Source organism: Bacillus sp. J41TS8, assembly GCF_018333035.1.
GTDB classification, from domain to species: Bacteria; Bacillota; Bacilli; order Bacillales; family Bacillaceae; genus Bacillus; species Bacillus paralicheniformis.
This window is the reverse complement of record NZ_BORF01000001.1, coordinates 367087-390176: the sequence shown is the minus strand read 5'-3', so window position 1 is coordinate 390176 and position 23090 is coordinate 367087. Positions and strand designations below refer to the sequence as shown.

Annotated in this window: 29 protein-coding genes and 1 other annotated feature; of the genes, 23 read left to right on the top strand and 6 right to left on the bottom strand. The window is 44.3% G+C overall.

Going from position 1 to position 23090, the window contains the following annotated elements:
* Positions 1-40 precede the first annotated feature (40 nt).
* The gene (locus KI350_RS02120; protein ID WP_065643650.1) at positions 41-1027 is read left to right on the top strand and encodes a tyrosine-type recombinase/integrase; all 987 of its coding nucleotides are present in this window, start codon (positions 41-43) and stop codon (positions 1025-1027) included.
* 748 nt (positions 1028-1775) lie between these two features.
* On the opposite strand, the gene KI350_RS02115 is transcribed toward KI350_RS02120, so the two are convergent.
* The 3 genes from KI350_RS02115 to KI350_RS02100 form a co-directional block, all read right to left on the bottom strand.
* Entirely contained in the window at positions 1776-2138 is a 363-nt protein-coding gene (locus KI350_RS02115) for a hypothetical protein (protein ID WP_065643652.1), read from the bottom strand.
* Between the two features lie 11 nt (positions 2139-2149).
* Complete coding sequence (locus tag KI350_RS22895; protein WP_236808590.1) at positions 2150-3541, bottom strand: ribonuclease YeeF family protein; 1392 nt, start codon at positions 3539-3541, stop codon at positions 2150-2152.
* A gap of 310 nt (positions 3542-3851) precedes the next feature.
* Positions 3852-4076, bottom strand: a complete 225-nt coding sequence (locus KI350_RS02100; protein WP_021837416.1) for a helix-turn-helix transcriptional regulator — start codon at positions 4074-4076, stop codon at positions 3852-3854.
* A 146-nt stretch (positions 4077-4222) separates the two neighbouring features.
* Between KI350_RS02100 and KI350_RS02095 the strand changes: the two genes are divergently transcribed.
* From KI350_RS02095 to KI350_RS02030, 14 genes are all read left to right on the top strand, one after another.
* A complete protein-coding gene (locus KI350_RS02095) occupies positions 4223-4573 on the top strand; it encodes a hypothetical protein (protein WP_065643653.1) in 351 nt (116 codons plus the stop codon).
* Positions 4570-4908 carry a hypothetical protein gene (locus KI350_RS02090; protein WP_065643654.1) on the top strand — a complete coding sequence of 113 codons (339 nt, stop codon included), beginning with the start codon at positions 4570-4572 and terminating at the stop codon, positions 4906-4908. Before KI350_RS02095 ends, KI350_RS02090 begins: the two co-directional genes overlap by 4 nt.
* A complete protein-coding gene (locus KI350_RS02085) occupies positions 4905-5102 on the top strand; it encodes a hypothetical protein (protein WP_065643655.1) in 198 nt (65 codons plus the stop codon). The genes KI350_RS02090 and KI350_RS02085 overlap by 4 nt, the downstream gene beginning before the upstream one ends.
* Positions 5102-5446 (top strand): hypothetical protein, encoded by a 345-nt coding sequence (locus KI350_RS02080; protein WP_236808588.1) that lies wholly within the window; start codon positions 5102-5104, stop codon positions 5444-5446. Before KI350_RS02085 ends, KI350_RS02080 begins: the two co-directional genes overlap by 1 nt.
* The gene (locus KI350_RS02075; RefSeq protein WP_025808385.1) at positions 5433-5828 is read left to right on the top strand and encodes a hypothetical protein; all 396 of its coding nucleotides are present in this window, start codon (positions 5433-5435) and stop codon (positions 5826-5828) included. The genes KI350_RS02080 and KI350_RS02075 overlap by 14 nt, the downstream gene beginning before the upstream one ends.
* 452 nt (positions 5829-6280) lie before the next feature.
* Complete coding sequence (locus KI350_RS02070; protein WP_065643657.1) at positions 6281-6799, top strand: hypothetical protein; 519 nt, start codon at positions 6281-6283, stop codon at positions 6797-6799.
* A gap of 119 nt (positions 6800-6918) precedes the next feature.
* Positions 6919-7419, top strand: coding sequence for a hypothetical protein (locus KI350_RS02065; RefSeq protein WP_065643658.1), 501 nt, complete (start codon positions 6919-6921; stop codon positions 7417-7419).
* 242 nt (positions 7420-7661) lie between these two features.
* Complete coding sequence (locus KI350_RS02060; RefSeq protein WP_065643659.1) at positions 7662-8474, top strand: hypothetical protein; 813 nt, start codon at positions 7662-7664, stop codon at positions 8472-8474.
* 65 nt (positions 8475-8539) lie between these two features.
* Positions 8540-8770 carry a helix-turn-helix domain-containing protein gene (locus KI350_RS02055; protein ID WP_065643660.1) on the top strand — a complete coding sequence of 77 codons (231 nt, stop codon included), beginning with the start codon at positions 8540-8542 and terminating at the stop codon, positions 8768-8770.
* Between the two features lie 688 nt (positions 8771-9458).
* The gene (locus tag KI350_RS02050) at positions 9459-9845 is read left to right on the top strand and encodes a hypothetical protein (RefSeq protein ID WP_065643663.1); all 387 of its coding nucleotides are present in this window, start codon (positions 9459-9461) and stop codon (positions 9843-9845) included.
* A complete protein-coding gene (locus KI350_RS02045; RefSeq protein ID WP_065643664.1) occupies positions 9842-10192 on the top strand; it encodes a hypothetical protein in 351 nt (116 codons plus the stop codon). The genes KI350_RS02050 and KI350_RS02045 overlap by 4 nt, the downstream gene beginning before the upstream one ends.
* Positions 10189-10674, top strand: a complete 486-nt coding sequence (locus tag KI350_RS02040; protein WP_065643665.1) for a hypothetical protein — start codon at positions 10189-10191, stop codon at positions 10672-10674. The genes KI350_RS02045 and KI350_RS02040 overlap by 4 nt, the downstream gene beginning before the upstream one ends.
* A gap of 12 nt (positions 10675-10686) precedes the next feature.
* Positions 10687-11313, top strand: coding sequence for a hypothetical protein (locus KI350_RS02035; protein ID WP_065643666.1), 627 nt, complete (start codon positions 10687-10689; stop codon positions 11311-11313).
* 59 nt (positions 11314-11372) lie between these two features.
* The gene (locus KI350_RS02030; protein ID WP_065643667.1) at positions 11373-11711 is read left to right on the top strand and encodes a hypothetical protein; all 339 of its coding nucleotides are present in this window, start codon (positions 11373-11375) and stop codon (positions 11709-11711) included.
* Here KI350_RS02030 and KI350_RS02025 read toward each other — a convergent pair.
* On the bottom strand, positions 11701-12027 hold the full coding sequence (locus KI350_RS02025) for a hypothetical protein (RefSeq protein ID WP_171866285.1): 327 nt from the start codon (positions 12025-12027) through the stop codon (positions 11701-11703). The genes KI350_RS02030 and KI350_RS02025 overlap by 11 nt on opposite strands.
* Between KI350_RS02025 and KI350_RS02020 the strand changes: the two genes are divergently transcribed.
* The 4 genes from KI350_RS02020 (at position 11957) to KI350_RS02010 (ending at position 16687) form a co-directional block, all read left to right on the top strand.
* On the top strand, positions 11957-15004 hold the full coding sequence (locus tag KI350_RS02020) for a phage tail tape measure protein (RefSeq protein WP_306420061.1): 3048 nt from the start codon (positions 11957-11959) through the stop codon (positions 15002-15004). The genes KI350_RS02025 and KI350_RS02020 overlap by 71 nt on opposite strands.
* A complete protein-coding gene (locus KI350_RS23155; RefSeq protein WP_271749810.1) occupies positions 15004-15129 on the top strand; it encodes a hypothetical protein in 126 nt (41 codons plus the stop codon). The genes KI350_RS02020 and KI350_RS23155 overlap by 1 nt, the downstream gene beginning before the upstream one ends.
* Positions 15130-15249: 120 nt before the next feature.
* Positions 15250-15594 (top strand): hypothetical protein, encoded by a 345-nt coding sequence (locus KI350_RS02015; RefSeq protein ID WP_065643450.1) that lies wholly within the window; start codon positions 15250-15252, stop codon positions 15592-15594.
* Between the two features lie 601 nt (positions 15595-16195).
* A complete protein-coding gene (locus KI350_RS02010) occupies positions 16196-16687 on the top strand; it encodes a hypothetical protein (protein ID WP_031304790.1) in 492 nt (163 codons plus the stop codon).
* A gap of 44 nt (positions 16688-16731) precedes the next feature.
* Here KI350_RS02010 and KI350_RS02005 read toward each other — a convergent pair whose 3' ends face one another.
* On the bottom strand, positions 16732-16986 hold the full coding sequence (locus KI350_RS02005) for a hypothetical protein (RefSeq protein WP_020452482.1): 255 nt from the start codon (positions 16984-16986) through the stop codon (positions 16732-16734).
* Between the two features lie 398 nt (positions 16987-17384).
* Between KI350_RS02005 and gdhA the strand changes: the two genes are divergently transcribed.
* Positions 17385-18767: an NADP-specific glutamate dehydrogenase gene (gene gdhA, locus KI350_RS02000; RefSeq protein ID WP_039072900.1), complete on the top strand. Its 1383-nt coding sequence runs from the start codon at positions 17385-17387 to the stop codon at positions 18765-18767.
* 44 nt (positions 18768-18811) lie between these two features.
* Here the strand turns inward: gdhA and KI350_RS01995 are convergent, their stop codons facing one another.
* Positions 18812-19039, bottom strand: a complete 228-nt coding sequence (locus KI350_RS01995) for a hypothetical protein (RefSeq protein ID WP_228119622.1) — start codon at positions 19037-19039, stop codon at positions 18812-18814.
* A gap of 455 nt (positions 19040-19494) precedes the next feature.
* Here KI350_RS01995 and ilvE point away from each other — a divergent pair, with 455 nt between their 5' ends.
* The 3 genes from ilvE (at position 19495) to ilvN (ending at position 23073) form a co-directional block, all read left to right on the top strand.
* Positions 19495-20409 (top strand): branched-chain-amino-acid transaminase, encoded by a 915-nt coding sequence (gene ilvE / locus KI350_RS01990; protein WP_023855438.1) that lies wholly within the window; start codon positions 19495-19497, stop codon positions 20407-20409.
* A gap of 4 nt (positions 20410-20413) precedes the next feature.
* Positions 20414-20675: a binding site (T-box leader), on the top strand.
* Positions 20676-20833: 158 nt separating this feature from the next.
* Positions 20834-22558 carry an acetolactate synthase large subunit gene (ilvB, locus tag KI350_RS01985; RefSeq protein WP_059231555.1) on the top strand — a complete coding sequence of 575 codons (1725 nt, stop codon included), beginning with the start codon at positions 20834-20836 and terminating at the stop codon, positions 22556-22558.
* A complete protein-coding gene (gene ilvN, locus KI350_RS01980; RefSeq protein ID WP_020452477.1) occupies positions 22555-23073 on the top strand; it encodes an acetolactate synthase small subunit in 519 nt (172 codons plus the stop codon). The genes ilvB and ilvN overlap by 4 nt, the downstream gene beginning before the upstream one ends.
* Positions 23074-23090 lie beyond the last annotated feature (17 nt).

Sequence of the window (23090 nt, the reverse complement as noted above, 5' to 3'; positions counted from 1 at the left end):
TTTGAACCGTTCAATTAAACGAAGTAGGAGGCGTTTTTTGTTGACGAAAAAGAAACCGATTTTCACAATCGACGAAGATTTTTCCGATTTGACTGCGGCGCAGAAGCCTTTGGTAATTACGCCGAAAAAGCGAGTGGGGGATCGAATTACCATCGAGAAGGCTCTCGTAACTGTTACGCGACAAATGACCATCAGCAAGAATCGGCCGCGTACAATTAGCGATTACATTCATCATGTGACGCATTTTAGGGAGTCGGAAAGCCTAACGTATATAGACGAGATAAGTACGGATGATCTGTATAATTGGCTCGAAAAAATGGACGTTAGTAAGCAAACGCAGCTAACACGGTTGAAATGTTTAAAAGCGTTTCTTTCCAGATGTTTTGACAACGGGTGGATTGATACGAAGTTCTGGAAGACGGTAAATGTTAAGGTCGATAAGTACGTAAAGGAAGGCGCCACAGAGCGGGAACTTTCGATTCTTATGTCCGTGTTGGACCTGAGTAACTTCGTTCATCTTAGAGATGCAACCGCCGCGCAGCTCATGTTTAAAACGGGAATCAGGATAAACACACTTGCCAATCTGGAGGAAACGCATATAGATTTCGAATCAGATACTCTTAATTTGAGTGGCGACATCATAAAAAACAGGCAGCCGATCATTCTTCCGTTTGATGAAATGCTGCATCGAATGTTGTCCGTTCTCATCAAATACAGTCGTGCGATAAAACGAGAATATGGACAGAAAAATGATTTTGTATTTATAACAAGAAACGGAAAAAAGGTATCTGCAACACAATCCAACAACAATATACAAAAGCGATTAAACAAGTATGCGAAGGAATATGGGTTAAAAAATATCAGTCCGCATGCTCTTCGAAGAGGATTTGCGAAATCACTCTTAGATAAAGGTGCAAGAATTACGGACATCTCCTTAGCGCTCGGGCATAGTAACCTCGCAGTGACATCCCAGTACCTTCACATAGATAAAAATGAAGTAGCGGATAATCTACGTAAGTTTTTATAGAAATGAACCTCGTCTTTTTAGGCGAGGGTATTTTTTTACTAAAAACATTTTCACTACTTTCTAAACCATAACTTCGTTTGACCGCTTTGTAACATCGAAGGGGCTGCGGACAGTATTATAGAAGAAAAACGGAATAATTACGATTTTTGCGTTTCGAAATGTTACGCGTATAAAATTCGACAGCCTCGCGCTTCATGACAGGAGGTCCTCCAAAACCTCGACCCTTACCCTTAATGCTTAACTGAGTTAACAATATGCAAAACTTTGTTGCAATAAAGCGATTGTGAAACGTCATAAACCCGCGCCGATACTACGGTGTATAAAAACGTGTATAACGGAGAATAACAATCGATTCACAAACGCTGTTATATCAACGTTTATACAATCGTTTAACTTCCGATAGGAGAAATTATGTAAACTAAAAATGAATACGAAATACATCGATATGCATAAACAATGGCGTCACCGACCGGAAAAACGGAAGGGGGCGGGGGAGGTCCGAGCGGAAAAAGCCGTGCCGGACGCCAGCAGTTTTCTCGCAAAATTTTAAATCCGGAGGGTGATGACGGTTTAGGACGTCAAAATCAACGTTTGAATATGAATATAGCGACCCCTTCGATTCTGCATTTGAAAAGCCCGTTCTATCAGCGTTTTTGGGCATTTAAATCGTCATGGAGAACGGTTGTGGTTCTGTTTTCGCCGCATTAAAAAAAAGACGCCGGTTAGGCATCTTAATAATAGAGTTCACTTAAATTATGTCTAATCTTTTAGATATAAAGGATACAAAATCGCCATTTTCTATATCTCCCGGCCAATCAGTATCTAATTCTATCAAAAATTGCCCCACTTTCACTGTTTCGAGTTGTCTGTCTACTAATTGTCCAGTGAATCTATATTCAAAATGTCCATCTAACTTCTCGATCATATAGACTTTTTTATCCGCCTTAACAAGTTCGGTAACTTCAAAGCAGTTAATCGGCTCTTCTAAATTGCTATCTACCTTATAATTTAATGGGTGGGCGAAACAAATTATTTCAGACTCACCATCAGTTACTACTACTTCCGCCTCTAAAGCTTCTTTCGATAGCCAATCAATTTTTTTAATTTTCATTGCTTTCACCCTTACTTTTTCTTTGTTTTGAGACCTAAACTAGGCGCTTTTTTTGCTAGTTCTTTAACAGTTTTGACATGAAATGTAGTAATATGTCCTGTATTTCTATTAAGTCCCACAAAGCCGTACTTTGCGCTCCCTTTTCCGCCAATTAGTTTTACATAGCCATTTAACTCAGGAACATATTTCCCGTTTTTAATAACGTAGTTAGCATCTTCGAGATAATTTTTTAAGTTATATTGTTTTTTACCCATAGCATCCTTGACTTCTTGGGCGTGTTTTTCGAAGTGCCGTATATCTTCGTCACCCTTAAATTTAATTAGCTTAGAATTTTTAGTACCTTGCTCGACTTTTGAAACTGCTTCATCTGTTTTCGTAGCTTTCTCAACTTTCGAAGCTTCGCCGACTTTCAAAGGATTCTCTGTTAAAGCCTTCCTGATTTCACTGGCTCTTCCGAATTTACCTATTCTACCTGAACCCCAAGGCATTTCAAATTTTTTAACTTGAACATCTTGTTTTTTTATTTGATATTCTTTTGGTATAAGTTTTTTTAATTCGTCCGGGTTGTTTATTGATATTTTGCTTATTCCGTACTTTTCTATTAATTTCTTTAATCGGTTAGGTGTAGCGAGTGTATCGACATCGGTTTCTTTCAGATTCCCTAATTTCTTTAGCATCTTTTTCATCGGTGATGGTTGAGCTTCATTGAAATTATTCTCCAGCTTTCTGTTCATCACCTGGTTGTTTGGGAACATTAATTCTTCGTCAGATTTCAAAATCGCGCCTTTTTGATAGCCAGTGATTTCAATTTTCGGCCCGGTATACATCTTTTCGAGCCGCGCGATGTATTTTTGCATCGTCTCAAGATCGTTTTCAGCCGTTTTGAGGGCGTTGGTTTGCTCGCGGTCAAACGCATGCAGTTTTTCAAGTGTCGTGCTGATTTCCTTTAATGCTTTCTGATGCTGTTCATGAAAACCGCTGTCATTCAAATCCGGTAAATCAACGATATGGCTGACTTTTGCGATCGTGGCGTTGGTCTTAGAAACTAAATGTTTTGTTGTGCGATCAGCAGCATTTAAGCCATTCTCTAGTTCGTGTTCAAGAAAGGACTGTGAAATAAATCCGTTATGGTTTGGTTCCAGGGAATTCAGCGCGCTTTTCATTTTCTTCAGCGTGGAACTGTATTCCTCTATGAAAGTATCATAAAACTGAAGAAAAGGGGAGTGACATTCCTCGTAAAAGGCACGGATCGCGTCGCCGCCTTTTCCCTTTAAAGCATCATCAAGTGATGTGATCCCCTCAACGGCTTTTTTGACTTTGGCGAGTTCGTCTGATTGATGTTTTAATTGTTCGAGCGTTTGATCAATTGCATTGTGTAACGCCTGAACATCCAGAGTTTTCATAACATTCTCCTCATACTACTAAAGTGACATATCAGTAAAGAGTTTACCACTTTATTGAAAAGAATTGGCGGATAAATCCTGAACATCCATGAAAATGAATCTAAAAGAATAGGCCTAAAAATCTAAATATAGACCTATTAAAATTAAGAGGAGCTTCAATTTTTACTTTCACTATTTATTTCGTTGCTTATTCGGAAGTGCAATCAATGCGTTCAAATTGGACGGCCTCTTCGATCTGGCAATTCAAGTATTCGCATATTTGCGCGTTCACCTTTAAGGGAACAAACTCTCCGACAGCCCCTCTCCACTTTTATTTTCCTTCATCTATTTCCTCAACATAAAATAAGTCCTCTATAGGCACGTTTAATCCTCTACTAATAATAAATAATGTTGTGATGTCATATCTGGTATTTGTTTTAAATCTGCTTATCGTGGCCTCTGTAGTACCCACCAACTCAGCCAATTCCTTTTGACTTTGAATTCCTTTTTCTTTCATAACCTCATTTAACCTAGATCGAACTATTAGCTTTTTCAATTATTAACACACCCTTTAGACAAGTCTAATTAATTTCATCTTACACATTTGTAATTTTTTTCGCAATATGTATTGACTTGCGAATTACACAAGTGTAATATTATCATCAAGATATTACAGATTACGTATATGTAAGGAGTGTTTATATGAAAGCTTTAAAAGATCAAATTATCAAAAACCTTCATTGGGAAGTCCTAACCGTGGATTTCGTCCTGTACGATCCGAAAACGGGGGCCGTCGATTATCGAGAGCCTACCGAAGTGTTGCATCTAGGATCCGATATCGCGCTCGAAGTGAACGAAGCGTATCTCACGCTTTATAGGATGCGTGGCAAAGAGGGCGAATGGGAAATCGGTGAAAAGTGCAAAGTCCTGTACGATCTGCCGCTCGAATTTCCTGTCGGATTTAATTTCGGCCTAACAACCGAAGAGATCGCGAAAATGTCTGTACTCGATTTCATGCTATTTTTGGCGCAAAAAAAGGAGGAGACGCTATGAGCGAATTAACATGGATTGACGCAGGGGAGCAACCGAAGAAAATGGCCGTAGATTTCGTTTTTATTTATTCGGATACTGGCGAAGAAAGCCGCGAACAGGTTGAGGTCTTAAACGTAGGTCGCGACTATGTACTTTATATAGACGAGGAGTGGCTTAATCTTTATCGACTATATCACGGTCCTCACGGTTTAGAAATCGGTCAGCGTGCGGAATTGATTTACGATTTGCCGTACGTCTCTGACTCGGAGATGGATCTCGAAACTATTGCGAATATGAACACGATCGAGCTGTTGGCTCATCTTGGCGGACAACTAAAGGAGGTAGTTGGAGAATGAACGTTTACTATAGAAAAACAATTGTAGGTTGGTGGAACATCTATCCCGCAGGCTCAGATGAATTTATAAATTTAAACCCGGAGGAATTCGCTGCACTCTTGCCGCAAGTGTCCCGGAGAGCATTCGCAGGCTGTGCCGAAATCGGCGTCACAGCAGCGCGAGAACTATTCGGTGACGAGGTTCGGTCGGCGTGATGGATATATTTCAACCGCAAGCAGTAAAGCTGCATTATCACGGGGAAACGTTCGATACAAAACAGGAAATACACGAAATCTCTGACGCCTGGTTAATTGCGGCCGATGTTATTGGAATGTATTCGGATGACGGACTGGTGTTTTACGATACTGACCGATTAGAAAAAAGGAGCGATGGATTCCATCTTTATGAAAACAACCATCCTCGGTTTTTTATGGTAGACACTTCAAAGGTCGACGCAGACCTCCGCAAAATCGATGTTTCTGAACTTGCAGGCATGTCATTTACGGATTTCGTTCGAATTGGATTTAAATTAGGGAGGTCTTCATATGAGTCGTATTGAACACTTGTTCCGAAAAGAAGAGGATAACCGGTCTTTGGCCGAGATTCATTTCGAGCGTCTAACCGCAGTCGCCGCCGACATAGAGCGCGATTTTGATAGATTGCGAGGGGCACAGTCGGAAATTGATCGAGAACTGTCCGACAAGTACCACGAGATCGAAAAGGGTAACTTCGATGTGGTTCGCGGTTATTATCTGGCAAAGGGGCTTCAGAACATACTACAGCGTCGCAGAACGATAAAGGGCGAGCTTTGCCGGCTTAATTCACTTAAAGATTCGCTAGAGCTTGATCGAGTAGGTGAGCGATTACAGGCGAAAATAAAACAAGACGAACGGTTGCGGGAACAACTCAATTCGTCTTTAAGATTATCGGATATTATTTGAACAATTGACGGGCTGACAGGTCCGTCTTTTTTATTATAACTAATAGAACGTAGGTTCGTAAACATTTTTTGTTCAAAAACGTTGCCACTCCGAAAATCGATTCGCAGTTACTATCGAGAGCATTTTTTCTTCAATAGGGTGTCTAGCTCCGGAAGTTACCTCGCAGTTATTCTTGAGAGCAACTTTTGAATCGAGATGCTGTCCGATCCGGAAAGTTTATACGCAACTAATAATGAACGCAGAAAAACGTGTGCCAATCCGAAAGTGACTTCGCAGTTATTTATGACAGCGAAATTATAAAAACGGTGTCCATTTCGGAAAGTTGATGCGCAGTTATAAGTGAAGGCGGAAAAATTTTCAAATTTATTGTGCGGTTTTGAAAAGTCGCGGGTATTATTTCGTGAAGACAAAACGGCTGCACTTAACAAAATCAAAAATAGGGGGAGTTTATTATGAGGAAATATACTGAATTAGATTACAGCCTTATAGAAGATGAGAGAAAGGAAGTTCTTCGAAGCTTCTTCGAGTCTATCTATAACCTGTATATAAAAGCTGAATCAAATGGAGCGGTTATTCGGAAAGAAATTAAACTAATTGAAGAAGTTGTTCTCCCCAGCATCGGAATCTCAAATGAAGACTTTAGGGTTGCTTTGACCGAATATGTAGCAGGTTTCCAAACGGTAGATGAGATCGTAAATACTGCGAGTGATCTATGTGATTGGAATAAATCCATTGATTTCGATAAATTTTTGACATCTGTACTCGATTCCCTTAAAACAATGGTCATTAAAGGTGAAGGAAATCACATGAATTTATTGTTTGATGTGCATGGAATTGAATCTCTAGCGTTCCATGTTATCAGAGTTAGCGAGGATGTACACGATCTTTTAGACGGACAAATCATTGAATATTATGAAAGAGAATGCTCGCTAGGTGATCTAATGATGGACATCAAAAAGAGCCTCCGATAAATAATTGGATGGAGGAACGTGCGCTATTTGGGAGTTGAAGAGATTCGGTGAAAATATGATGGTCAACTTTAACTTTTCAGGGTTGGCCGTCTTCTTCTGCCGAAAAAGGAGTGAAAACGTTGAACAAAAGTGCAGAGTCAAAGGAAAGACTTCTTCCGAATGACAAAAATGAGTTACTATCGCAAAAAAATTATGAAATGTACAACCTAGATCTTTTGCGTAAAGTTTTTCCTAGAATCATAGCTGAACATGATTCGGTTTTCAAACGAACGCAACGAAAACCTCAAATTCGAGACATCATTGCTCTTTATTTTTACTTACTTTCCTATGTGGACGGCAATCATACCTGGGAAAATGGAGAAAAAAGTGCACGTTTTGGTGCGAGTTTTCCGGCCCGGCAAAAGATAGCGTCTGACCTAGGGATCGCTGAAAGCCGGATAAAGAAACTGGTGGATATTCTATTAGCGAATGGACTGCTTCTCGACGTAAGAGACGTATGGATTGGGACAAATCGATATAAGTGGTATTTCGTTTCTTTCTGCCCGCGGATCAGCGATGACGGTTATATTGTCTCCGAGGAAGGAGAGGAAATAGTCCCCGAGCCGTCCGTTTATGAATGATACATGCATTAGATGCCTGTTTGGATACAGCCATTAGAGGTACGTTTGCAAAGGGTCATTAGATATCCGAGTAAACATACCAAGGGAAACATACCAACGTTAAACATACCAACAAATAATAGCGCTCATATACATTCGCGCGGATATTTTTAATAAAAAATATATCGCGAGTAAATGAGCATCCGCAAGCGTGAGCGTAAGCGAACGATTGCAATGTTTTAAATAAGGAAGGAGGAAACAAGGTGAAAGAAGTTAATCCAAAGAAAGAGCTTGAACAAAAAATAAATAGATGGAAAATCGAAGTCAACTCCGAATTTATGGATGCCGCACGCCTGAATCGCGAGGTGGATGAAGCGCTTTTGGCATACGTCCAGGCTTCCGGAAAAAGTCCGTTGCAATCGGCGCCGAAGTTAATGAAACTTATTACCGATCTGTTCGTCAAAGTCCACGAAAATATCGAGCGGCTTCAAATAAAAGAACGGACCCGGGAAGAGTGGGAGCAGGAAGAGCGAAAGTATATGCCGCCCATGCCCTCAGAGGTTCCGGAAGGCTATCGAGTGTGTGCTTGCTGGAATTGTAACAATGTTTTTCGGCGCCTTGGAAAAAAGAAATATTGCAGCGACGCTTGTGGACAGGAACAAAGAGACGCGGATAAACGGTTGAAAAGGACCTGCACATACTTGGCTCCCAAGCGCGACGGATATCTCCCTAACCGCGAAGAAAATGCCGGTCAAAAGGACAAAGTCCGCCTTGTTTTCACCGATCAAATAGAATTATACGGGAAGCGAGAGTCAGACGGAAACCGTCCATATTCTCCCCGCAGAGATACAAAAGCCAAGCAGTCGGGTGATATAAAATTTGGTCAGGTTGAGAGCGACGGGGAAGAGAAGTCAGAGTATGAAAAATTCATAGACGGTGAGAGCCCAGGTATCTTTTCAGTGAATATTGCATCGGGCCTTAAAATTTATCATTCAAACGGGAAAAAACACGAATATAGTGAGAGGGGTACGGGCGCGTTGTATCTCTTTCAATCTTGCATTAGTCATTCTGGCTAATGCTTTTTTTATGTCTTTTTTTTCGGCACTTAGTAAAGAAAAGTTAACAAAGGGGGACCGAAAGCATGGAATTGACCGGTGATCAGGTTTTAAAAATTCGCCGAATTTATAGGCTATCACAAAAGGATGTAGCAGATTTGACAGGTGTTTCTGGGGCTTTTATTTGCATGATTGAAAACGGAAAGCGAAAAATCACTCCAAAAGTCTCCAGGAGATTAATTGACAAATTGAGCCTTAATCCGGCAAAAGTGATTAGTCTGCTTGAATTCTACGCGCAAACGGAGGTTGTGAAATGAATCAGCGAAAGATTAACTCGACACGAAGCAAACTCGGCCGTCTAGCCCGAAATAATTGCGCCAACTATAAAAGTGGCGGCGCCTGCGACCTTCAGCGTTGCGGTTTGTGTACCGTTGAAATCAAAACGGATTCAATACAGGGGAATATCTGTCCGTACTTTATGCGAAACGTTCTGCCCGCAGAGCCGGCTTTAATGCGGGAGTATCTCGAATACTTACCGGCCGATCATCCGTTACGGAACAAGTCGAACTGGGCGGGAAATTGCAAACGTTGCGGCCAGCGGTTCGAACGCAGAAGTAACCGGCAACAATACTGCGCTGGATGTGCGGTTGAAAATGAAAAGGAAAATAGCCGGCGAAGGAATCGTGATTATCGTGATAGACAGAGAAAAAGAATGACGATTTAGACGTCCGTAAACGTTGATATGACAGGCTTTATAAATGCAAAAAACGGCACTCAGCTATATTACTATTAGAATTCGATTTTTGTATCGGAAGGGGAGTTAGTTTTGTATGACGTTCTGATATACGTTAAGCCTACCGAAGTTCTTACGGTAGACGCCGAAACCGGGGAGATCCTGCGTCGATCGTCCGGCCGCATCCGTGATCTAAACGTCTCGCGGGCGGTGCTAGAATGTCGGGCTTACGAAGAAGAAGCGAAAATCGTTTATGAAAAGGAGGAACCGGCATGTTCTGCGTCTTAAAAATGTTCGATCATTACGGTGACTACGGTACCGCAGAAACGACATATATTCGCGAGTCAAAAGGCGACGGCTTCACGGACCTGTTCCCCAGTGGTGTTACTTTTATCGAACTGAACCTAGAAAAAGGCACATATAAGGTGAAGGATCGTGACGGCTGTTTGATCGTGTTTTCTACCGTAAGCCGGGGTGACGAGTTGACCGACCTTGAATTTCGCCGGGAGTTGTTCAATTCGGCGACAGATTCGGCCTATCATTACGGGGCAAAGGACGCGTTTGTAATAGAGGGTCTGGTAAAAACGCCGGTTGACGAGTATGAGGCCGAACTATTGAAAGAAGAAAGAACGATCAGAAATGAGGGGGATTTCGAATGAGTGGATGGAAAGAAGAGAGGGCAGAGCTGGAAAGGCAGCTAATTAATGCGAAACAAACGGTGATCAAATACGAAGGGACGCTAAAACCTTCTCGTACAGTTAGCGAATCCGAGTACCGGGAAGCCAAGAGAGCAGTCACGGACCTAGCTTCACAGATTTCAAACGGCGACTATGAGGCCGGTCGACCTTCAGATCCATACGAAGGAATGTCCGCGCAGGAACTCCGGAGTCTGTATGAGGAAAAGAAAGCGAACTACAGGGGATACGCCGGATCAGGCCGTGAGGCGGCGGAATTGATGCGTATCGATACACGTATCCAGGCGTTAGAAAGTAGGGAAGCCGAATGAACTACACGCTTTATTTAACACAGGTCAGCGACGGCCGTGAGACGGTCTTTTCCTATACGCTTCACAACTTCGAAGGCCAGAAGGCTGCCGGCACATTTGTCGTCTTAGGGAAACGACGTAACGACATGTCTTACTGTGGGCATATCGCGCTCCAAAGGGCACTGAGATCGGTGGCTAAGATCGAGGGTGTAATATCGCTAAAGGTAATCGTCGACCATCCTTTGTTACAACCGGTCGTCTTTGAAACAATGGGGATCGATGAGCCGTTGCACCTGGTATTATGTCAGACGACAAACAGGATGCTGAAACGGTTCGCATCTCACGAGCTGGCCTCTGCGGATTTCAGCGGTGATGACGCGACATGGCAGGAAGTATCAACATTGGACAATGCGTTAGATTCACTCGAACAAAATAAGACGGTCAAAGGGAAATGGCAGATAGTTCGCGATCTCTTTTTTAATTCTCAAAAAATCATTCGATAAGGAGACGGTTAGATGAAATTTTCTAAGCAGCTACAGGAAAAAATAACGGAATTGAAGGAGCTAGAAGAAAAGGCGACAAGCAGCTCGGAGAAAATTCGCGGGCATAATGCAAAAGTGGCGGATGAATTGACGGAAGCTGAGGCCGACCTAAAGGCAGCTATTGCGGAACTGGCGGACAATCCTTCTGATGCGAACAGGACGAAAGAAAGAGAAGCACGTCGGAGGGTTGTCGAGTTACAGCTAGAGTTAAACGGGGCTAAAGAGCGCGAGAACGTCGTTTTCGGCTTGAATAGTGGTAAAACAAGCAGTCTTAAACTTGAAATCCTAGAGTTGGCCCGAGATGAAATTCGGGCAAACAGTGCCGCTAATGAGGAAAAGGTGCTGAAACGTATTGCAAAGGCGAAGCAAGAATATCTTGAGGCGGCCAAGTCGTACTATGACCTTTTAATTACCGACGGTCAGAATAAATACTTTGAGCTTGTACAAGAGATAGACGTACCCGACCACATTGCGCAGCAAAATGAACCGGGCCTATCAGTCCATCATCCAATTTATACTTATCGCGATAATGGTTCAAATAAATACGGAATTTTTCGGGATGAAGTAAAGCGGGCATGGGAACACGGGAGAATCGAATAAGGCAAAAGGCACCTCTGGTTGAGGCGCCTTTTTTATTTATAGAAAAGGGGATCGGAAAAATGAACAGTCTGCACGAAGCAAACTCGATAATGACGAAAGCAAACGAAAAATTCGAAAAAGAAATTAACCCAAAAATTGAAAAGATGAGTTATGGGCCAGCGTTTTTAAGAGAAGTGAAACGCGCTAGGAATCTAGCAAATCGTAACGCGCGCAAGCTAAAACGTATGGTATTTTCTGGAATCGATCAGGAGCATGTCGATCTGTATATCGAGTATCTTGAAACGCTGGGCAAAGGATTCGACCACCTGTGCCGCAGAGAAACCTCTGAGGCTAAGCGCTTAGAGGCAAAAGTCGTTCGCCTCTTCAGTGAAATAGCCAGAAAGGAGGTTAACGAGTGAGCGATCGCAATATACGATTTACTATTACGGCGGTTGACCGGTTTTCGTCTACGATGTCGCGGCTCGGGACTTCGATGGCGTCGATCCGTGCATCTACTTCGCTTATGTCTAACGCGATGACGACGTCCTCGACGAGAATGTCTTCGTCAATGACCGGAGTTGCGGGGGCGGCAGCAGTCGCTTCGGAAGGACTGACGAGAACAAGTCGGTCGGCACAGACGGCCAGCCGTTCCGGACAGTCGATTATGGACTCGATGAACAAAGCGAGTGGGGCGTTAAAAGCGACTGGTACAGCAGCTTCAGTTTTTGGCGGCATAATGACACTTGGGATAGGATCAGTCGTCAAGACAACCGCGGACTTCGAATCGGCAATGAGCCGGGTTGGGGCGTTAAGTGGCGCGACTGGAAAGCAACTCGAATCGATGACGAAGACAGCGGAGCATCTCGGAGCGACTACCGCATTTACAGCGACTCAGGCTGCCGAAGGTATGCAGTTTCTCGCTATGGCCGGCTACAAGACGAACGATATTATCGCAGCCATGCCGGGAGTACTGGCGACCGCGGCGGCGGGTCAGTTAGATCTCGCCACCACTGCGGACATTACATCAAATATCTTGACTGGATTCGGGTTAAAGGCGAAAGAGACGGCTAGAGTTGCGGATGTATTGGCGAAAACATTTACGAGTTCGAATACCTCGATGGAAATGATCGGTTACACTATGAAATACGTTGCTCCAATCGCGAGTGCAGCAGGGCAGTCTTTAGAATCCGTTGCAGCAGCGGCAGGGATACTTGGTGATGCCGGTATCCAAGGTACGCAAGCTGGGACGTCTTTGAGACGGATGTTGACACGTCTAGCAGCTCCTCCGAAAGCTGCTCGAGAAGAACTGCACGATCTAGGCATTACGATAGAAGATGCGAAAGGCAACATGAAGCCATTGGCACAAATTATCGGAGAATTGACGGAAGCGACGAAGGATATGAGCGAGGCCGATCGTCTCGCAGCTGTTTCAAGGATTTCCGGAGTCGAAGCATCCTCGGCTATGTTGGCGCTGATGAAGGCCGGACAAGGGGAAATCGAAAAATTTACGAAAGAACTCGAAAATAGCGGCGGGACTGCGGAGGAAATCGCAAAGGAGCAATTAGATAACCTTAAAGGGCAACTAATTATTTTGAAATCAGCTCTTCAAGGAGCATCTCTCGCAATTGGTAATGAGTTACTACCTGCGCTGAAGGTAATAGCATCAGGGCTTCAGTTCTTAGTCGATGAGTTCAATAAGCTGCCTAAGCCAGCAAAAACCGTAATAGCAGTTCTTAGTGCGTTATTAGCGGTTGTAGCAACGTTAATAGGTCCGTTTCTATTTTTCGTCGGTATGATTCCGGGGATTATTGAAGGTTTCGCATTGATGAAACTGTTTGCGCTAAAGTTAGCCCCTGCGCTTTTACCGATAGCTGGGGTAACGGCCGCAGTAATAGCCGGACTGACTGCGCTAGGAGCTGCGATTTATTTAACGTACAAACACTTCGATACTATTAAAAAGAAAGCGTCGGAATTCGCTACCATAGCCGGCCAGAAGGTTACTCCGGTCCTTAAAACGATATCTTCACTATTTAAAGGCATAGCGGAAACATTGACCGGGGACTTCACGCAAGGATCAATCGCACTTCACAATTTGCTGCCGCAATCGGTCGCGAATGTAATCGTAAAGGGACTCGCGTCAATACGCAGCGGCTTTGAGGACGTAAAGAAGGCGATCACAGGTGCTTTTAACGGAGACTTTTCGGGACTGGCGCAATTCATCCCGAATATTATCGGAATATTGGTCGGGGGCATACCCGGTCTGATCGTTGCGGGTTCGAAATTCTTACCGGCAATTGCGCAAGGCATAGAGCAGAACATGCCGACGATCCTCGAAAAAGCAACCGAGATTGTCAATTCGTTAGTTAACGGAGTCACGACAAATCTGCCTCGTATTTTACAGGCTGGACTTGAGATGATAACCGGATTACTTGAGGGATTTACGCAAGCATTACCGAATATTGTTGAGAAAGTGACCCAGGTCGTTGATACGATTATTCAGACTCTAACAACAATGATCCCAGCGATCCTCGCGGCCGGAGTACTGATCATTACGTCTTTGATTGAAGGAATAGTAAGCGCCTTACCAACAATCATCGAAACAGCTACGACAGTTTTGTCAACATTGATCAATACTGTTGTCACATTGTTACCTACGATTATCGAGGCCGGGATCCAGATTTTAACTTCCTTGATAAGCGGGCTGATCCAAGCGCTCCCGATGTTGGTGGAGGCAACAATTCAATTAATCACCATGCTAATCCAAACCATAATACAAAATCTACCAACAATTATCGAAGCGGGAATTAAAATCCTGACTAGTTTGATTGACGGGATTATAAGCATTCTTCCGCAACTCATAGAAATGGCTATTTATCTGATCGTCGCAGTTGCTACCGCATTGATAGAGAATCTACCGAAAATTATTGATGCAGGGATAAAACTTTTACTAGCCTTAATTGACGGCATTATCAAGATGTTGCCTACCCTCATTGAGGCAGCTCTAAAATTAATCGTTGCTCTTGCAGGGGCTCTGATTCAAAATTTGCCAAGGATTATCGAGGCAGGGGTAAGGATCCTCTTGGCTTTAATTGATGGCATAATTCAAATCTTACCTCAACTGTTACAGATGGGTCTTGAACTCGTCGTAAAGCTTGGTCAGACCATTTTGGATAATAAAGAGGAGCTATTCAAGGCGGGGGCCGACTTGATCCGGGGGCTTTGGGACGGAATAAATTCCATGAAAGATTGGATCGGCCAAAAAGTTGGTGGATTCGTAGACAGCCTTACGGGCAACTTTAAGTCGCTACTCGGAATCCACTCGCCGTCACGTGTATTCCGCGATGAAATCGGTAAATTCCTGCCGATGGGTCTTGCGGTCGGTATCGAACGAAATATCGGCGCAGTAAGAGCGGCAGCCGACGAAATGGCAAACGCAGCTATGGTCGATATGAGTGGGTATTCGTACAGCCCTGACGTTGCTATCGCACATTCAACGCCTAGCGGATTGCGTAGCACGCTATCGTCAGCAGTAAGCGGCACGATCGACGTTAATTCACGTGACGATATGATTGCCGCGGCCATTAATCGCTTAGAACAGTCGCTTGATGGCATGACAATCGAAATGTCCGGCGAGCGTGTTGGTCAGCTAGTACGTCCGCACGTGAACGAAGGCAACGCCGTTGACGCACTAGTAAGGAGGTATTTCGATTAATGGACGTAGAAATCACGAAATTAAACGGCACCGTTTACGATTTAGAAAAGCTCAGGATTACAACGCGTGAATTTAATCCGTCATCTCCTTCGCCTCGCAATGAAACCGAGCAAGTTGAGAGATAACGGTACTTTTAGCGGGCGCCTGCGTATAAATTCGTAGGTGTTCGTATACATAAAACCGGATTGCGGAAAGGGTTTCCGGCAGAGTATAATTTTACTATATCATGAGTGGAGGTTAGGTGGATGGATTTTGTTCGAGTTGAGGTTTTGAGAAGGCGAATGACAGTCGGCCGACTAGTCCCTCGTATTTTTTCGGCAATCAGTGGCATAATACTTTTATTAATCAGCGCGATTCTTATGATTACTATAATCGGTATTTTACCAGGACTTGGTCTCGGAAGCTTTTCTTTATTTTTAATTGTAGCTGCGTTTTCGGGAGGCGAAAGATTTAAATGCCCTCGTTGCGGGTTCGAAAAGAACATTGCCTTGTACGGTAAGCATAATGCCACATGCAGCAAATGTAAGCAAAATATCGCAATAGACTGGATTAGAAGCGAAAAAACTGAAAAGCAGAAAGACGCAATCTAACTGCCGTACGCCCTGTCCTTCGTCGGATGTGGCGTTTTTATTTTATGCAAAGTTACATTTTAATATAGAAGAAATAATTAACTTGAATAGTCGAAAAGTGTACGTTAAAATAAAAACGGTCAAATGATCGGTGAATGACCGACTCAATGTCCGTTTCAATTAACGGAGTAGAAGCGAATTATATTTACGTAAAATTAATCGATAGATTAACGTCGGTCGGGAGTTCGAATCTCTCCTGGGACGTCTCTGGAAAAAGCCTCAAACTTCTTGGTATACAAGGGTTTGAGGCTTTTTTATTTGATGGGAACTTCTGCTCTATTTTTGGTTTGAAAATATGTTTTGGGAGCGGATTTAAAACTCCATTATTTATTGGATATCCTATTAAAATATACACTCCATTTTTTTATTTATAACAACTTCTGAGGTACCTAATCCTCTTTCTATACTTCTTCCAAGAACATCTCCATTTGTATCTTGAGGTGAGAGTAGTTCTCTGAATGGCCTTTTTCTTCAAATAACAACACCCTAAAAATTCCCTTTCATCATTTCGAACAAAATGAAAAAGATAAAGGGTGTGATCAATTTTAAGGAGGATGTTGTCATGACAAAACAACAGCAAAACCAGCAGCAAAAACAAAAGCAACAAAAACAAAAGCATGAGCAGCTGCTCGGAGTGAACATCACGGATACCGAACTTGCTCAGGAATTCGGAAATATCCAGCAGCAGCTTGCCCAGCTGGAGCAAACTGTTAATCAAATGGGGTCACAGCAGCAGGGCCAAAGCGGCCAGCAGAGCTCTCAATTGAGCCAGGGAATCAATCAGCTGAAGCAGCAAATTCAGCAATTCAGCTCCCAATCTCAGCAGCAAATGCAGCAGACGGATCAGCAAATTCAGCAAAGCATTCAGCAGGCTGTTCAGCAGCTGAATCAGGCTCTTCAAGGAATCCAGACAAACCAGGCCATGAACCAAATGAGCCAGGCACTTCAGCAGGCGCAGCAATCATTTAACCAGCAAGGACAGCAAGGTCAACAGGGTCAGCAAAACCAACAAAACCAGCAGCACAATCAAAATTTCCAGCAGCCCCTCCAATAAAAAAGCTTAAAAGAGCCGTTTAGCACGGCTCTTTTTTATATCGGTCATTCCTCGTTTTGATCCTTTTCGTCATGGGTTGGATGCGCCCCGGGGTACTGTCGCGGCATTCCTTGGTGGAGGTTTCGGAATTCATATGTGAAATTGCTGTAGTACTGCTGACCTTCCTTCCATGGCGTGTTTTTGTTTTCAACAGGCTTGTCTTTGCCCTGGGCAGCTCCATACGCTCCTTCAGGAAATTCTTCTGCCGTTAAAAAGTTTCTTTGTGTTTCAACGTTTGACAGTTCTTTTTTGTCGTCCATCAGATCACCCCTGTTTTAGTTTTATTGTTGCCATGAAAAAGAAGAGCTATGTGTTTTCGTTTTGTGCAGTAGGATTCATTTTAAGAACGGGAGAAGATGCTCATTTTCTGCCGAGAGTACAACGGGCAAATGCGCCGATCGCAACGAAAAGCACAGAAAAAACCTTTCGGATGTTATGGTATTTTATGGTTTATTGGTTCTTTTCTCCTCAGCATTTAAGAATGGTTCTTCTATCTTAATACCCGTCTATTCTCGCTTTTTGTTATACATCTCAATTCAGCAATGGTTTAATCTGTTTTTCAGATTGATGTAAATGGGGCATTGGTTGTAAAATTTACCATGTGGAAAATCTTACAACGTTCGTTCTGCTTTTATTTTAGAAAGGGAGCTGAAGAAAGATGCATACGCTAGAAAAAATGGAGCAAACAAATTTTCAGACGGCGAGAGATTATGTGACAAAAGCATACGAGACAGTGCGGCAGCGAAATCTTCACGAAAGCGAATTTCTTCAAGCTGTAAAAGAAATTTTCGATTCCCTCGTCCCTGTATTGGCAAGACATCCAAAGTATATCGAACACCGCATTCTTGAAAGGATTGCAGAGCCTGAACGGATGATCACCTTCAGGGTGCCGTGGGTCGATGATGAAGGCAATATCCAGGTTAACAGGGGGTACCGGGTTCAATTTAGCAGCGCAATTGGTCCGTATAAAGGCGGCATCCGTTTTCATCCTTCTGTAAATGCGAGCATTATTAAATTTTTAGGCTTCGAACAAATTTTTAAAAATTCTTTGACCGGCCAACCGATCGGCGGCGGAAAAGGCGGGGCTGATTTTGATCCGAAGGGCAAGTCTGACAGGGAGATCATGAGTTTTACGCAAAGCTTCATGAATGAACTGTACAGACATATTGGACCGGACACAGATATCCCTGCCGGTGATATTGGTGTCGGAGCTAGGGAAGTCGGGTTTATGTTCGGACAGTATAAAAAAATTCGGGGCCGCTATGATGCAGGTGTGTTAACAGGCAAAGGCCTTGAATACGGGGGCAGTTTGACGAGGAAAGAAGCGACAGGGTACGGTCTGGTTTATTTCGTAGAAGAAATGCTGAAGGATCAGGGGCTGCGTTTTGAAAACAGCACCGTTGTCGTCTCCGGTTCAGGCAATGTGGCGCTGTATGCGATGGAAAAAGCCGCTCAATTCGGCGCAAAAGTAGTGGCCTGCAGTGATTCTGATGGCTATGTCTATGATGAAAAAGGCATCAGCCTTGAGACGGTGAAGCGGCTTAAAGAAAGCGGGAACGGAAGGATTCGCGAGTATGTCAGCGAGCATCCGGAAGCACACTATTTCGAAGGATGCTCCGGCATTTGGTCTATTCCGTGCGATATCGCGCTTCCGTGCGCGACTCAGAACGAAATTGACGAAGAAGCGGCCGGAGTGCTCATTTCAAATGGGGTCAAAGCCGTCGGAGAAGGGGCGAATATGCCGTCTGAAGAGGGCGCCGTCAAACGCTTTTTGGATGCGGGGGTTCTTTTCGGGCCGGCTAAGGCTGCAAATGCCGGCGGTGTGGCCGTTTCAGCGCTCGAAATGGCGCAGAACAGCGCACGGCTCCACTGGACGGCGGAAGAAACGGATGAGAAGCTTAGAACGATCATGACCGATATTTACAAGAGAAGCGTTGAAGCGGCTTCAGAATACGGACGTCCCGGCAATCTGCTTGACGGCTGCAATATAGCCGGATTTATTAAAGTGGCGGATGCGATGATCGCTCAGGGAGTCGTTTAACCGTAAAAAGAGAGAGCAAAATGCTCTCTCTTTTTTGTGCTTTGTTAATCTTCTCTGAATCCACCGGTAAAGCCGTGCACAGCGGGAACGGAAATTCCCGGATAGCTGATGCCGAATCCGAGAGTCGGAGTTGTGAACACTCCGCCGTACGGATAATAGGTATAGGGCCCGTGTGCTGAAGGATTATAGACATAAGTAGTCGGATAACCGAAGTATCCCGGGTATTGGCGCACGCGGGGATCAGAGTATGGAGGAAAGGTGCGGTACATCATATTCACCCGTTTCTATTTGGATTAACAGCAGTTTATGTAAAAAATCGTAAAATGGAGTCTGTACACAAATGTGGTAAAAAATCTAACCTTCCGGGATGAAATTTTAAAAAGTTGTCAGTCATAAAATCTAACAAAACTGTATAAAACACCAGTTTTTTTATGTAATCTTTATAGATTGCATAAAAAATTTCAAATTGTTTTTCAATTTTGCATTTCCTTTTATATCAATCATGTAAGCGTATACAAGTAGATTGATTAATCGAAATTGTCTAATAATTTTAAAAAATACGGTTGACACTGCATGTAAAGGGGCGTAATATGAGTTCAAACAAAAGAACAAATCACTTGAAAACTTTTCATCTTTCCCGGGAATGACAGCGGGAAAACGGGTTCCCGCATCATCGATTTTTAACCGTTTAAAGCGTTCATTTACAACAGAAAGGTGTGCTAGAGGGATGGGGGACCAGAAAGACCAGTGGATCTTCCTAAACGACAAACTCGTTAAAAAAGAAGACGCTAAAATATCAGTCTATGATCACGGATTTTTATACGGGGACGGCGTGTTTGAAGGGATCAGGGTATACGACGGCAACATCTTCAGAATGAAAGAGCACATGGACCGCCTCTACGATTCTGCGAGATCGATCATGCTGGAGATTCCATATCAGCAGGAAGAACTGACACAGCACGTTCTCAAAACAGTCGAAAAAAACGGGCTTAAAGACGCTTACATCCGCTTGGTCGTTTCAAGAGGAGCAGGTGACCTCGGACTCGATCCAAACAATTGTTCACACCCGAGTGTCATTATAATTGTCGAACCATTGGCAATATTCCCGAAACACTTATATGAAACGGGAATTGACATCGTTACGGTTCCAACAAGAAGAAACAGACCTGATGTGCTGAGCCCTAAAGTGAAATCGCTGAACTATTTAAACAATATTCTTGTCCGGATCGAGGCGCACATGGCGGGCGTGACAGAAGCGCTCATGCTCAATGATCAAGGCTATGTCGCCGAAGGTTCTGCGGATAACGTATTTATTTATAAAAGCGGAAAGCTTTTGACGCCTCCGGGCTATATCGGAGCGCTTGAAGGAATCACCCGGAATGCCATCATCGAAATAGCGCAGGAGCTCGGCTATGAAGTGAAGGAAGAGCCGTTTACCCGCCATGACGTATACACAGCCGACGAAGTGTTTTTAACCGGAACGGCTGCAGAAGTCATCGCGGTCGTTAAAGTTGACGGCCGCAAGATCGGGGACGGCAAACCGGGAGTCCACACAAACCGGATGCTTGAAAAGTTCCGCGAGCGCGTCGTCCGTGAAGGGATAAAAGTCAGCCTCGAAGATCAAAGCTTAAGTGTCAGTTGAATAAAGACAAACGTTGAAGAGGATAAGTAACAGCGGAAACGCCGCCTGCAGAGAGCCGGGATTGCTGGAAACCGGTGACGGCCTCCGCTTGTGAACTCCCCTCTGAGTGTCAGCCTGAACGACTTCCAAGTTTAGTAAGGCTGGCCGGGTGAACGTCACGAAGGTTTACTCGTTATTAAACCGGATAAGCGATTATCCATAAGGCGGCTTTCGAAAGCCGCGAACAAGGGTGGTACCGCGGAAAGAAAAGCCTTTTCGCCCCTTTGGCCTGCAAGGTGTGCAGCGTCAACAGTGGGCGGGAAGGCTTTTTTTAGCTGCAAAAGCAGATTGGAAACATGCTTTGCGGCATATATACATGAATTATTTTTTTAAAAAACCACGAGAATGAACAGTGATGATGATCACTTGATAAGGAGGAAGAAAAATGGGGACGAATGTACAGTTGGATGCTGAAAATGCCCAATGTACACAAACAATGGCAGGGGCGTCAATGCTGATTGAGGCTTTAAAAAAGGAAAATGTCGAAGTGATCTACGGGTATCCCGGCGGTGCGGTCCTGTCGATTTATGACAAACTCTACGGATCGGGGATGTTTCATGTACTGACGCGCCATGAACAAGGCGCTATCCACGCAGCTGAAGGATATGCGAGGATTTCGGGGAAACCGGGTGTCGTCATCGCCACATCCGGTCCGGGAGCGACCAACCTTGTAACGGGTCTGGCCGACGCGATGATCGATTCATTGCCTCTCGTCGTATTCACCGGTCAGGTTGCGACCTCGGTTATCGGATCTGACGCATTTCAAGAAGCTGATGTCATCGGAATTACGATGCCGATTACAAAGCACAGCTACCAGGTTCGCCATGCAGAAGATCTGCCGAGAATTATTAAAGAAGCATTTCATATCGCAACAACAGGAAGACCGGGCCCCGTTTTAATCGATATTCCTAAAGACATCGCCGTTGTAGAAGGAGAATTCCGCTACGACCATGAGATTCACCTTCCTGGCTATCAGCCGACGAAGGAACCGAATTATCTGCAGATCAGAAAGCTTGTGGAAGCGGTCAGTGCAGCGAAAAAGCCGGTAATTTTAGCGGGCGCGGGCGTCTTGCACGGGAAAGCGTCAGAAGAATTAAAAAATTATGTCGAACAGCAGCAAATTCCGGTGGCGCATACGCTGTTAGGCTTGGGAGGATTTCCAGCCGACCATCCGCTTTTCCTCGGGATGGCCGGAATGCACGGAACGTATGCGGCCAACATGGCTCTGTATGAAAGCGATCTGTTAATCAGCATCGGTGCGAGATTCGATGATCGGGTCACAGGAAACTTGAAGCATTTTGCAAAATATGCGAAAGTCGCTCACATTGACATCGATCCGGCTGAAATCGGCAAAATCGTTCATACGCACATTCCGGTTGTCGGCGACAGCAAGCTTGTACTGACAGAGCTGATCAAGCAAAACGGCAAACCGAGCGCTTCCGATGAATGGAAAAAGCAGCTTGCTGACTGGAAAAACGAATATCCGCTCTGGTATGAAGAGAATGAAGCAGAGGGATTCAAACCGCAGAAGCTGATCGAATATATCCACCGCTATACAAAAGGCGAAGCTATTTTAACGACGGACGTCGGACAGCATCAAATGTGGGCCGCGCAATTTTATCAGTTCCAAAAAGCCGACAGGTGGGTCACTTCCGGCGGGCTCGGCACGATGGGCTTCGGGTTTCCGGCGGCAATCGGGGCACAGCTTGCGGATAAGGATGCGACGGTTGTATCGATACTCGGCGACGGAGGATTCCAGATGACACTGCAGGAGCTGTCCGTCATTCGCGATCTGAACCTTCCGATCAAAGTCGTGGTCTTAAACAACCGCTGCCTCGGAATGGTCCGGCAATGGCAGGAGATCTTTTACGATGAGCGCTATTCACACTCCAAGTTCGCATCACAGCCTGATTTTATCAAGCTGTCTGAAGCATACGGCATCAAAGGTGTCCGAATCACATCTGAAAAAGAAGCGGAAGAAAAGCTGGAAGCGGCGCTAACGTCGAATGAACCGGTGGTCATCGATGTTCAGGTTGCACAAGCTGAAAAAGTATTTCCAATGGTTGCGCCTGGAAAAGGGCTGCACGAAATGGTGGGGGTGAAACCTTGAAAAGAATCATCACGCTGACGGTTTTGAATCAAAGCGGCGTCTTAAACAGAATTACAGGGTTGTTTACAAAACGGCATTACAACATTGAAAGCATTACCGTCGGCCACACCGAAACAGCGGGGATTTCCAGGATCACGTTTGTCGTGCATGTGGCAGATGAAAAAGAAACGGAACAGCTGACAAAACAATTAAACAAACAGATTGATGTACTGAAAGTCACGGATATTACAAATCAATCGATCGTCCAAAGAGAGCTGGCATTAATCAGGGTGGTTTCCCCTCCGTCGAGCAGGGCGGAAATAAACGGCGTCATTGAACCGTTTCGGGCGACTGTCGTCGATGTCGCAAAAGACAGCGTCGTGATTCAAGTGACGGGGGAATCAAGCAAGATCGAAGCCCTGATCGAACTGTTGAAACCATACGGGATTAAAGAGGTTGCCAGAACAGGCACCACGGCCTTTGCGAGGGGAACCCAGCAAAAGCCGTCCTCTATTAAAACAATATCTATTGTATAAAACATAAAAAGGGAGAG

Excerpts from the sequence above, each read along its gene's own strand:
- KI350_RS02115 (WP_065643652.1), bottom strand. The coding sequence starts at position 2,138 with ATGAAAATTAAAAAAATTGATTGGCTATCGAAAGAAGCTTTAGAGGCG.
- KI350_RS22895 (WP_236808590.1), bottom strand. The coding sequence starts at position 3,541 with ATGAAAACTCTGGATGTTCAGGCGTTACACAATGCAATTGATCAAACG.
- KI350_RS02095 (WP_065643653.1), top strand. The coding sequence starts at position 4,223 with ATGAAAGCTTTAAAAGATCAAATTATCAAAAACCTTCATTGGGAAGTC.
- KI350_RS02090 (WP_065643654.1), top strand. The coding sequence starts at position 4,570 with ATGAGCGAATTAACATGGATTGACGCAGGGGAGCAACCGAAGAAAATG.
- KI350_RS02085 (WP_065643655.1), top strand. The coding sequence starts at position 4,905 with ATGAACGTTTACTATAGAAAAACAATTGTAGGTTGGTGGAACATCTAT.
- KI350_RS02080 (WP_236808588.1), top strand. The coding sequence starts at position 5,102 with ATGGATATATTTCAACCGCAAGCAGTAAAGCTGCATTATCACGGGGAA.
- KI350_RS02075 (WP_025808385.1), top strand. The coding sequence starts at position 5,433 with ATGAGTCGTATTGAACACTTGTTCCGAAAAGAAGAGGATAACCGGTCT.
- KI350_RS02070 (WP_065643657.1), top strand. The coding sequence starts at position 6,281 with ATGAGGAAATATACTGAATTAGATTACAGCCTTATAGAAGATGAGAGA.
- KI350_RS02055 (WP_065643660.1), top strand. The coding sequence starts at position 8,540 with ATGGAATTGACCGGTGATCAGGTTTTAAAAATTCGCCGAATTTATAGG.
- KI350_RS02050 (WP_065643663.1), top strand. The coding sequence starts at position 9,459 with ATGTTCTGCGTCTTAAAAATGTTCGATCATTACGGTGACTACGGTACC.
- KI350_RS02045 (WP_065643664.1), top strand. The coding sequence starts at position 9,842 with ATGAGTGGATGGAAAGAAGAGAGGGCAGAGCTGGAAAGGCAGCTAATT.
- KI350_RS02040 (WP_065643665.1), top strand. The coding sequence starts at position 10,189 with ATGAACTACACGCTTTATTTAACACAGGTCAGCGACGGCCGTGAGACG.
- KI350_RS02035 (WP_065643666.1), top strand. The coding sequence starts at position 10,687 with ATGAAATTTTCTAAGCAGCTACAGGAAAAAATAACGGAATTGAAGGAG.
- KI350_RS02030 (WP_065643667.1), top strand. The coding sequence starts at position 11,373 with ATGAACAGTCTGCACGAAGCAAACTCGATAATGACGAAAGCAAACGAA.
- KI350_RS02020 (WP_306420061.1), top strand. The coding sequence starts at position 11,957 with ATGGACTCGATGAACAAAGCGAGTGGGGCGTTAAAAGCGACTGGTACA.
- KI350_RS02025 (WP_171866285.1), bottom strand. The coding sequence starts at position 12,027 with ATGCCGCCAAAAACTGAAGCTGCTGTACCAGTCGCTTTTAACGCCCCA.
- KI350_RS23155 (WP_271749810.1), top strand. The coding sequence starts at position 15,004 with ATGGACGTAGAAATCACGAAATTAAACGGCACCGTTTACGATTTAGAA.
- KI350_RS02015 (WP_065643450.1), top strand. The coding sequence starts at position 15,250 with ATGGATTTTGTTCGAGTTGAGGTTTTGAGAAGGCGAATGACAGTCGGC.
- KI350_RS02010 (WP_031304790.1), top strand. The coding sequence starts at position 16,196 with ATGACAAAACAACAGCAAAACCAGCAGCAAAAACAAAAGCAACAAAAA.
- KI350_RS02005 (WP_020452482.1), bottom strand. The coding sequence starts at position 16,986 with ATGGACGACAAAAAAGAACTGTCAAACGTTGAAACACAAAGAAACTTT.
- gdhA (WP_039072900.1), top strand. The coding sequence starts at position 17,385 with ATGCATACGCTAGAAAAAATGGAGCAAACAAATTTTCAGACGGCGAGA.
- KI350_RS01995 (WP_228119622.1), bottom strand. The coding sequence starts at position 19,039 with ATGATGTACCGCACCTTTCCTCCATACTCTGATCCCCGCGTGCGCCAA.
- ilvE (WP_023855438.1), top strand. The coding sequence starts at position 19,495 with ATGGGGGACCAGAAAGACCAGTGGATCTTCCTAAACGACAAACTCGTT.
- ilvB (WP_059231555.1), top strand. The coding sequence starts at position 20,834 with ATGGGGACGAATGTACAGTTGGATGCTGAAAATGCCCAATGTACACAA.